The 858-nt window shown below is 49.4% G+C and carries 2 tRNA genes and 2 rRNA genes; all 4 read left to right on the top strand.

The features are described 5' to 3' along the window. A 16S ribosomal RNA gene (locus tag AC1DVE_RS31170) occupies positions 1-185 on the top strand; the annotation flags it as partial. An 82-nt stretch (positions 186-267) separates the two neighbouring features. Next, positions 268-344: transfer RNA gene (locus AC1DVE_RS31165), tRNA-Ile, on the top strand. A gap of 30 nt (positions 345-374) precedes the next feature. Continuing rightward, positions 375-450 (top strand) — tRNA-Ala (locus tag AC1DVE_RS31160). A gap of 249 nt (positions 451-699) precedes the next feature. After that, positions 700-858 (top strand): 23S ribosomal RNA (locus tag AC1DVE_RS31155); the annotation flags it as partial.

Here is an 858-nt window from a genome sequence, read left to right as displayed (position 1 = left end):
TCAGAATGTCGCGGTGAATACGTTCCCGGGCCTTGTACACACCGCCCGTCACACCATGGGAGTGGGTTGCACCAGAAGTAGCTAGTCTAACCTTCGGGAGGACGGTTACCACGGTGTGATTCATGACTGGGGTGAAGTCGTAACAAGGTAGCCGTAGGGGAACCTGCGGCTGGATCACCTCCTTAATCGACGACTCAGCTGCTCCATAAGTTCCCACACGAATTGCTTGATTCATTGAAGAAGACGATATAGAAGCAGCCCGAAATTGGGTCTGTAGCTCAGTTGGTTAGAGCGCACCCCTGATAAGGGTGAGGTCGGCAGTTCGAATCTGCCCAGACCCACCAATTTTGTGTGGGAAACGCCTGTAGAAATACGGGGCCATAGCTCAGCTGGGAGAGCGCCTGCCTTGCACGCAGGAGGTCAACGGTTCGATCCCGTTTGGCTCCACCACTACTGCTTCTGATTGTGTAAAGCTTAGAAATGAGCATTCCATCGRKWCGATGGTGAATGTTGATTTCTAGTCTTTGACTAGTTCGTTCTTTAAAAATTTGGGTATGTGATAGAAAGATAGACTGAACGTTACTTTCACTGGTAACGGATCAGGCTAAGGTAAAATTTGTGAGTTGCTCTTTATGAGCAAGCATCGAATTTTCGGCGAATGTCGTCTTCAYAGTATAACCAGATTGCTTGGGGTTATATGGTCAAGTGAAGAAGCGCATACGGTGGATGCCTTGGCAGTCAGAGGCGATGAAAGACGTGGTAGCCTGCGAAAAGCTTCGGGGAGTCGGCAAACAGACTTTGATCCGGAGATGTCTGAATGGGGGAACCCAGCCATCATAAGATGGTTATCTTGTACTG

This window comes from Pseudomonas sp. P4_B4, assembly GCF_056402255.1.
This window is presented reverse-complemented; position numbering and strand designations above follow the sequence as displayed.